Genomic DNA, 8302 nt, shown 5'->3' on the forward strand with positions numbered 1-8302 from the left:
GCTCCCACATTTTGATCTTTGCAGTGCTGGGGATTTAACGCCGGGTCAGCAACACACCCGATTCCATGTGGTGCGTCCACGGGAACTGGTCAAACATCGCGCACTGGGTAATCCGGTGCGTGTCATGCAGTTGCGCAATGTTCGCCGCCAACGTCTCCGGGTTGCAGGAGATGTACAGGATGTTCTCGAAGCGCCGGGTCAGCTCGCAGGTGTCCGGGTCCATGCCGGCACGCGGCGGGTCGACGAACACGCTGCCAAACTCGTAGCTCTTGAGGTCGATGCCGTGCAGGCGGCGGAACGGCCGCACTTCATTCAAGGCCTCGGTCAGCTCTTCGGCAGACAAACGCACCAGGGTGACGTTATCCACCGCGTTTTCATCGAGGTTGCTCAGCGCCGCGTTCACCGAAGTCTTGCTGATCTCGGTGGCCAGCACTTTGCGCACGCGAGTGGCCAGGGGCAGGGTGAAGTTGCCGTTGCCGCAGTACAGCTCCAGCAAGTCGTCACTGCGATCGCCCAGGGCTTCGAATGCCCAGTTGAGCATCTTCTGGTTCACCGTGCCGTTGGGCTGGGTGAACGCGCCTTCAGGCTGGCGATAGCTGAAGGTGCGACCGCCAACGTCGAGTTTCTCGACCACGTAATCGCGGCCGATCACATCGCGCTTGCCCTTGGAACGCCCGATGATGCTGACGTTCAGGTCTGCCGCCAGCTTGTTCGCCGCCGTATGCCAATGCTCGTCCAGCGGGCGGTGATAGCACAGGGTGATCATCGCGTCGCCGGCCAGGGTGGTGAGGAACTCCACCTGGAACAGCTTGTGGCTCAGGGCGGCGCTGGCTTGCCAGGCGGCCTTGAGTTGCGGCATCAACTGGTTGATGCGCAGGCTGGCAATCGGAAACTCTTCAATGAGGATCGGTGTGCGCTTGTCGTCCTGGGAGAACATTGCGTAGTGGCGCTGACCCTCTTCGCGCCACAGGCGGAACTCCGCCCGCAGGCGGAAGTTCTGCAACGGCGAGTCGAAAACCTGAGGCTCTGGCGCGTCGAACGGCGCCAGCAGGTCACGCAGGCGCGTGACCTTTTCTTCCAGTTGAACGGTGTAGCTTGCGGCGTCAAAAGTCATGCGTTGAACCAGCCCAGCTTGATCACAAACAGAATCGACAGGATCACCAGCGCCGGGTTCAGCTCACGGTAGCGGCCCGAAAGCAGCTTGATGGCGGTCCAGGCGATGAAACCGAAGGCAATGCCGTTGGCGATGGAATAAGTGAATGGCATCGCCAGGGCGGTGATCACCACCGGTGCGGCGACGGTGATGTCGTCCCAGTCGATTTCGGCCAGGCCCGAGGTCATCAGTACGGCGACGAACAGCAGCGCCGGTGCGGTGGCGAAGGCCGGGACGCTGGCCGCCAGTGGCGAAAAGAACAGCGCCAGCAGGAACAGGATCGCGACCACGACGGCGGTCAAACCGGTACGGCCACCGGCGCTCACGCCCGCCGCCGATTCGATGTAGCTGGTGGTGGTCGAGGTGCCCAGCAGCGAGCCGGCCATGGCCGCCGTACTGTCAGCGATCAGCGCACGGCCCATTTTCGGCATGTGGCCGTCCTTGCCCATGAGACCCGCGCGCTTGGCGACGCCGATCAGGGTGCCGGAGTTGTCGAACAGGTCGACGAACAGGAACGCGAAAATCACGCTCACCAGGCCGATGTCCAGGGCGCCTTTGATGTCCAGTTGCAGGAAGGTCGGGGCCAGCGAAGGTGGCATCGACATCACGCCGCCGAACGGGGTGAAGCCCAGCACGATGGAGGCGATGGTCACCACCAGGATGCCGATCAATACCGCGCCGCGCACTTTCAGGGCTTCCAGCGCAACGATCAGCGCGAAGCCGAGGGTGGCGAGGATCGGCGCGGGTTGTTTCAGGTCGCCCAGGCCCACCATGGTGGCCGGGTTGCTGACCACGATGCCGGCGTTGTGCAGGGCGATCAGCGCCAGGAACAGGCCGATACCCGCCGCAATCGCCGAGCGCAGGGGCAGCGGGATGCTGTTGATGATCCATTCGCGGATGCGGAAGATCGACAGCAGGAAGAACAGCACCGCCGAGATGAACACCGCACCCAGCGCCACTTGCCAGGTGTGGCCCATGTGCAGGACCACGGTGTAGGTGAAGAATGCGTTGAGGCCCATGCCCGGTGCCAGGGCAATCGGGTAGTTGGCGATCAGGCCCATCACGGTGGAACCGATGGCCGCCGCGAGGCAGGTCGCGACAAAGACCGCGCCCTTGTCCATGCCGGTCTCGCCGAGAATGCTCGGGTTGACGAACAGGATGTAGGCCATGGCCAGGAAGGTGGTGACGCCCGCGAGAATCTCGGTGCGCACATTCGTGTTGTGTGCCTTGAGTTGAAACAGCTTTTCCAGCATGCCTGCTCCCTGTGACGCTATTTTGCGTCGTTATTTGTTGACCTCTAAGTCAAAGCACAAACTGCGCCAAGCGCCTGTGGTTCCAGAGAGGATCGGAAAAAGCGGCGCATCATACCAGCAGCCGAGGGCCAGTGGCGCATAGGCTTGATCATGGCCTTGAGGCATACTGCGCCGACGTTTATTACAGGGTCATCGACAGCATGAAAAAAGCCAGCGCCTGGAGTCTAGCTCTGTTCGGTTGCATCGGCCTGTGGCTCGGTGCGGCACCGGCGTGGGGCGCGCCTGCACCGGCGTTGAGCGAGGTGCGGGTATTCAAGGTTCAGTCGGCGAAGTGCACTGAAACCATTCCCGAGCGGGCCGACAGCACCCAGATGTGCACGCACCGCGGGCAGACACTGGTGTACGTGATGGAAGTCGGCCTGGGCAACAGCCCACAGGCATTTTTCGACGGCGCGTCGGTGCCCCGTATCAGCACCACCGCCATCTGCCAGGTGGGTTCCATCAGCCAGCCATGCAGCGGCGCGGGAACGTTGATGGGCTACATCTATACGTTCCAGCTGGATAATGTCGAAGCCGGCGGCACGTTCCAGTACAGCAACACCTCGATCAACCCACCGCGCAACCAGTTGGTCACCACCCTCGGCATTCGCTGATCGCCACCCATCAATTGCCTTGAACGCTCATAAACTCCGGAAGTCGGACCGCTAAGACGGCGACTTTTCTGAACGCCGCGATTGCACACCAATCCGTGAGGTGTTTATGAGCGCAACTCCCAATGGCGCGGCGGCCAAGCCGTTCGTCAGTCATCCGATACGCCTGACCCTCAATCGGGACCCCATCCAACTGGATGTATTGCCCTGGACCACCCTGCTGGACCTGCTGCGCGAGCAACTGGACCTGACGGGCACCAAGAAGGGCTGCGACCACGGCCAGTGCGGCGCCTGCACCGTGTTGCTCAACGGTAAGCGGGTGAACGCCTGCCTGACCCTGGCGGTGATGTGTGACGGTGCCGATTTGACCACCATCGAAGGCCTGGCCTCGGGCGAAGACCTGCACCCGATGCAACAGGCCTTTATCAAGCACGATGCCTTCCAGTGTGGCTACTGCACGCCGGGGCAAATCTGCTCGGCGGTGGGCCTGGCCCGTGAAGGCCGCGCCCACGACACCGCGCAGATCCAGGAACTGATGAGCGGCAACCTGTGCCGCTGCGGCGCCTACAACAACATCCGCGATGCCATCGAAGAAGCCTTGCCGGCGTGCCGCGTGCAGGGAGGTGAGCAATGAATCCCTTCCATTACAGCAAGCCGGCCGACGTGCAGGAGGCGGTGCACCTGGTCAGCCCGGCGTCGCGGTTTATCGCCGGTGGCACCAACCTGCTGGACCTGATGAAAGAGAACATCAGCCGCCCGGAGCACCTGATTGATATCACCGGGCTGCCACTTCGCGACGTGGAAGAAACTCCCGAGGGCGGCTTGATGATCGGTGCCCTGGTGAGCAACGCCGACCTGGCCTGGCACCCGCTGATCGAGGAACGTTACCCGCTGCTGTCCCAGGCCATCCTCGCCGGCGCCTCGCCGCAATTGCGCAATATGGCCAGTACCGGCGGCAACCTGCTGCAACGCACCCGTTGCTACTACTTCTATGACGCCGCCGTGCCCTGCAATAAACGCGAGCCCGGCAGTGGCTGCCCGGCGCGGGTCGGTTTGAACCGCATCCACGCGATCCTCGGCGCCAGCGACCAGTGCGTCGCCACCCATCCTTCGGACATGTGCGTGGCCCTGGCCGCCCTGGATGCGCGGGTGCATGTGCAGGGCCGGGGTGGTGCGCGGGTCATCGAGTTCGCCGACTTTCACCGGCTGCCGGGCGATGCACCCCAGCGGGATAACCAGTTGGCCGACGACGAACTGATCACCGCCATCGAGTTGCCTGCCGACCACCTGGCTGCCCACAGTCACTATCTTAAAATCCGTGACCGGGCTTCCTACGCCTTCGCCCTGGTATCCGTCGCGGCGGCGCTGGAGCTGGATGGCGATGTGATCGTCGACGCCCGCCTGGCCCTGGGCGGCGTCGCCCACAAGCCATGGCGTGATCGCGCGGTGGAAGCCGCGCTGATCGGCCAGTCCGTCAGCCGCGAAACTTTCAGCACTGCCGCCGAAACCCTGCTCCTAGACGCCGAGCCGCTGGAGCACAACGGCTTCAAGATCAAACTGGCACGCCGCGCGATCATTCGCGCCCTGAGCGATGCCGCTGTTGCAGGAGCCACGTCATGAGCGCAATCGGCAAACCGTTGGACCGGGTCGACGGTCTGCTCAAGGTCACCGGGCAAGCGCGCTATGCCGGTGAGTTTCCCGAGGATGGCTTGCTGCACGGCAGCGTGGTGTCGAGCAACATCGCCAAGGGCCGGGTCATCCGCATTGATGCGTCCCAAGCCCTGGCGCTGCCCGGTGTGGTGATGGTGCTTGATCACCTCAACCGCCCGAAACTGGCCAGCTACGACGACAGCTACGCCGATGCCGATGCTGCCGACGGCTCGCCGTTTCGCCCGCTGTACAACGACCGCGTGCTCTACAGCGGCCAGCCGTTGGCATTGGTGATTGCCGACAACTTGGAGCTGGCGCGCCACGCCGGTTCCCTGGTGCAGATCGAATACGCCGCCGAGCCTGCCGAGACCGATCTGCTGGCCTTGCAGGAGCAGGCGCACCCGTCGCCGCAAACACCGCCCAAGCCGCGCGGCAACTTCCAGGCCGAATGGACCGGCGCCGCCACGAGCCTGGACCTGCACTACAGCACGCCCATCGAACACCATAACCCCATGGAACCCCACGCCAGTACCGTGCTGTATCAGCCGGACGGCACCCTGCATATCCACGACAAGACCCAGGGCCCGCAGAACTGCCAGGCCTATGTGCAGAAAGTCTTCGGCCTGGATAAAAGCCAGGTGCGGATCTTCGCCGCGTTCGTCGGCGGCGCCTTTGGTTCCGGTCTGCGCCCGCAGTACCAGTTGCCGCTGGCAGTGATGGCATCGCTGGCCCTGAAGCGTTCGGTGCGCGTCACCCTCACGCGCCAGCAGATGTTCACCTTCGGTTATCGCCCGCGCACCTTGCAGCGCCTGCAACTGGGTGCTGCCGCCAATGGCCGCTTGCTTGCCCTGGGCCACACCGCCATCGGCCAGACCTCGCGCTTCGAGGACTTCAGCGAACACGTGGTGGAATGGAGCGGCATGCTTTATCACTGCGATAACGTGCTGCTGACCTACAAGCTGGTGCCGCTGGACGTGTTCACACCGCTGGACATGCGCGCCCCCGGCGCAGCGCTGGGGGTGATCGGCCTGGAATGCGCGATGGATGAACTGGCCTGCGCCCTGGGCATCGACCCGGTGCAATTGCGGCTGATCAACTATGCCGAGCGCAATCAGAACGAAGACAAGCCCTGGTCCAGCAAAGCGTTGCGCGAATGCTACAGCGAAGGTGCCGAGCGTTTTGGCTGGAGCCAGCGCAACCCGGAGCCGCGAAGCATGCGCGATGGTCGCCAACTGATCGGTTGGGGCATGGCCGGTGGCGTGTGGGAGGCCCTGCAAATGAAGGCGAGCGCCAAGGCACGCATCGACCACCTCGGCAAGCTCACGGTCAGCAGTGCCACCACCGATATCGGCACCGGCACTTACACGGTCATGGCGCAGATCGCCGCCCAGGCCAGCGGCGTGCCGGTAGGCGATGTGACGTTCCTGCTGGGGGATTCATCGCTGCCGACGGCGCCGTTGCAGGGCGGCTCGTTTACCGTGTCGTCGGTGGGCAGCGCGGTGCAACAGGCCTGTGAAGCGTTGAACGCCAAGCTGTTGGACATTGCGCGCAAGACGTACCCGGCGTTCAAAGACGCTGAGTCGGCGCGGTTTGAGAACGGCCAGATGCACGCCGGTGACCAGCGCATCTCCCTGGCGCAATTGGTGCAAGACAGCGGCGAGCAGGCGCTGGAAGTGCAGGTGGATTGCGAGCCGGGCAAACAGCGCGAAGGCTATGCCTCTGCCACGCATTCGGCGGTGTTTGTCGAAGTGCGGGTGGATGAGGACCTGGGCACCATCAAGGTCAGCCGGGTGGTCAGTGCGATTGCGGCCGGGCGGGTGGTCAATCCGAAGATGGCCCGTAGCCAGATTCTCGGCGGTGTGGTCTGGGGCATCGGCATGGCGTTGCATGAGGAGACCCAGGTCGATCACGCATTGGGTCGCTCCATGAACCACAGCCTGGCCGAATACCACATTCCGGTAAACGCGGATATCGGCGAGATAGATGTGCTGTTTGTCGAAGAACACGACGAGATCGTCAACGCCCTTGGTTCCAAGGGCGTCGGCGAGATCGGGATAGTCGGGGTTGCGGCGGCGGTGGCCAACGCGGTGTATCACGCCACCGGCAAGCGGGTGCGGGACTTTCCCGTCACCCTCGACAAGGTCTTCTAAACCTTGGCGGGTTCTTCCACCGGCACATGCATGCGGTCGCGGTTGGCCAGGGTCGGGAACAGTTTGATCCAGACCCCGGTCACCACCAGCGTGCCGATGCCGCCCATGACCACGGCGGGCACGGTGCCGAACCAGTAGGCGGTGATCCCGGACTCGAACTCGCCCAACTGATTCGACGCGCCGATAAACAGCCCGTTGACCGCGCTTACCCGGCCGCGCATTTCGTCCGGGGTTTCCAGTTGCACGAACGAGGCGCGGATCACCATGCTGATCATGTCCGCTGCGCCCAGTACCACCAGCACCGCCAGGGAGAACCAGAACGAGGTCGACAGGCCGAACGCGATGGTGGCTACGCCAAACACCCCGACCGCCGTAAACATGATCCGCCCCACATGCCGGTCGACGGCAAACCGCGCCAGCCACAACGACATCAACAACGCCCCGACCGCTGGCGCCGAGCGCAGCAGCCCAAGGCCCCACGGCCCGGTCAGCAAAATGTCCTTGGCGAACACCGGCAGCAAGGCCGTGGCGCCGCCCAGCAATACGGCGAACAGGTCCAGGGAAATCGCGCCAAGGATGTCCGGCCGACTGCGGATAAAACGAATCCCGGCCAGCAACGAATCCATGGTCGCCTTGGCCTTGTTCAGCGGCGTCTGGCGCGCGGGCAGGTTGAGGGTCAACACGCAGGCGATCAGGTACAGCACCACCGTGGGGCCGTACACCCAGACACTGCCAAAGGCGTACAGCAGACCGCCCAGCGCCGGCGCCACGATGGTGGCCAATTGCTGCGCCGACTGCGACGACGCCACGGCGCGGGGAAACAGTGCAGTGGGCACGATGCTCGGCAGCAGGGCCTGGGTGGTGGGCATTTCAAACGAGCGGGCTGCGCCCAGCAGGAATGCCAGGATAAAAATCATCTCGCGGGTGACATTGCCGGTCAGTCCGCCGATTGCCAGGGATAGCGCGATCAACGCTTGAACGGTCTGGCAGATGGCTGCGACCTTGCGCCGTTCATAGCGGTCGGCCACATGGCCGGTGTGCAGCATGAACAGTACCCGCGGTACGAACTCCACCAGGCCGACCAAACCCAGGTCCAGCACGTTGCCGGTCAGTTGGTAGAGGTTCCAGCCGATGGCCACGGTGAGCATCTGGAAACCGCTGGCGGTAAAGATCCGCGCCAGCCAGAACGCGATGAAAGGGCGGTGGTGACGTAACAGCAGCGCGGGTTCACTGGGCATCGGGGAGACGGGTCTGGGTGGGGGAACGGTGAGGTTATCACCAACTTGTAACCAATAGTTGCGTGGTGGGTTGGGGGGTATGAGATATGTTCAGTCTGGCTGAGTACATATCCGTTTCTTCGGTAACGGCCACTTATGGTTCCGCTCTTACAGCGGGTCACTTTTGGCAAACGCCCCAAAAGTAACCAAAAGGTCTTTGCCCCACCAC

7 protein-coding genes are annotated in these 8302 nt (G+C 63.4%); 4 read left to right on the forward strand and 3 right to left on the reverse strand.

Annotated features, from left to right (window positions below; genetic code table 11):
• Positions 1 to 34 precede the first annotated feature (34 nt).
• On the reverse strand, positions 35 to 1114 hold the full coding sequence (gene trmA, locus A462_RS11395; protein WP_003215555.1) for a tRNA (uridine(54)-C5)-methyltransferase TrmA: 1080 nt from the start codon (positions 1112 to 1114) through the stop codon (positions 35 to 37).
• On the reverse strand, positions 1111 to 2406 hold the full coding sequence (locus A462_RS11390) for an NCS2 family permease (RefSeq protein ID WP_003215557.1): 1296 nt from the start codon (positions 2404 to 2406) through the stop codon (positions 1111 to 1113). The genes trmA and A462_RS11390 overlap by 4 nt, the downstream gene beginning before the upstream one ends.
• Before the next feature lie 200 nt (positions 2407 to 2606).
• On the opposite strand from A462_RS11390, the gene A462_RS11385 reads away from it, so the two are divergent.
• From A462_RS11385 to A462_RS11370, 4 genes are all read left to right on the forward strand, one after another.
• Positions 2607 to 3059 carry a DUF4879 domain-containing protein gene (locus tag A462_RS11385; RefSeq protein WP_008436632.1) on the forward strand — a complete coding sequence of 151 codons (453 nt, stop codon included), beginning with the start codon at positions 2607 to 2609 and terminating at the stop codon, positions 3057 to 3059.
• Positions 3060 to 3165: 106 nt separating this feature from the next.
• On the forward strand, positions 3166 to 3690 hold the full coding sequence (locus A462_RS11380; RefSeq protein WP_008436633.1) for a (2Fe-2S)-binding protein: 525 nt from the start codon (positions 3166 to 3168) through the stop codon (positions 3688 to 3690).
• Entirely contained in the window at positions 3687 to 4676 is a 990-nt protein-coding gene (locus tag A462_RS11375) for an FAD binding domain-containing protein (RefSeq protein ID WP_008436634.1), read from the forward strand. The genes A462_RS11380 and A462_RS11375 overlap by 4 nt, the downstream gene beginning before the upstream one ends.
• Positions 4673 to 6856, forward strand: a complete 2184-nt coding sequence (locus A462_RS11370) for a xanthine dehydrogenase family protein molybdopterin-binding subunit (RefSeq protein WP_008436635.1) — start codon at positions 4673 to 4675, stop codon at positions 6854 to 6856. Before A462_RS11375 ends, A462_RS11370 begins: the two co-directional genes overlap by 4 nt.
• On the opposite strand, the gene A462_RS11365 is transcribed toward A462_RS11370, so the two are convergent.
• Complete coding sequence (locus A462_RS11365; RefSeq protein ID WP_008436636.1) at positions 6853 to 8094, reverse strand: MFS transporter; 1242 nt, start codon at positions 8092 to 8094, stop codon at positions 6853 to 6855. The genes A462_RS11370 and A462_RS11365 overlap by 4 nt on opposite strands.
• Between the last annotated feature and the right edge of the window lie 208 nt (positions 8095 to 8302).

This window comes from Pseudomonas sp. Ag1 (genome assembly GCF_000278565.1).
Classification (GTDB): domain Bacteria; phylum Pseudomonadota; class Gammaproteobacteria; order Pseudomonadales; family Pseudomonadaceae; genus Aquipseudomonas.

Coding starts and splice junctions, on each gene's coding strand:
- A462_RS11380 (WP_008436633.1), top strand. CDS start 3,166: ATGAGCGCAACTCCCAATGGCGCGGCGGCCAAGCCGTTCGTCAGTCAT.
- A462_RS11365 (WP_008436636.1), bottom strand. CDS start 8,094: ATGCCCAGTGAACCCGCGCTGCTGTTACGTCACCACCGCCCTTTCATC.
- A462_RS11385 (WP_008436632.1), top strand. CDS start 2,607: ATGAAAAAAGCCAGCGCCTGGAGTCTAGCTCTGTTCGGTTGCATCGGC.
- A462_RS11375 (WP_008436634.1), top strand. CDS start 3,687: ATGAATCCCTTCCATTACAGCAAGCCGGCCGACGTGCAGGAGGCGGTG.
- A462_RS11370 (WP_008436635.1), top strand. CDS start 4,673: ATGAGCGCAATCGGCAAACCGTTGGACCGGGTCGACGGTCTGCTCAAG.
- A462_RS11390 (WP_003215557.1), bottom strand. CDS start 2,406: ATGCTGGAAAAGCTGTTTCAACTCAAGGCACACAACACGAATGTGCGC.
- trmA (WP_003215555.1), bottom strand. CDS start 1,114: ATGACTTTTGACGCCGCAAGCTACACCGTTCAACTGGAAGAAAAGGTC.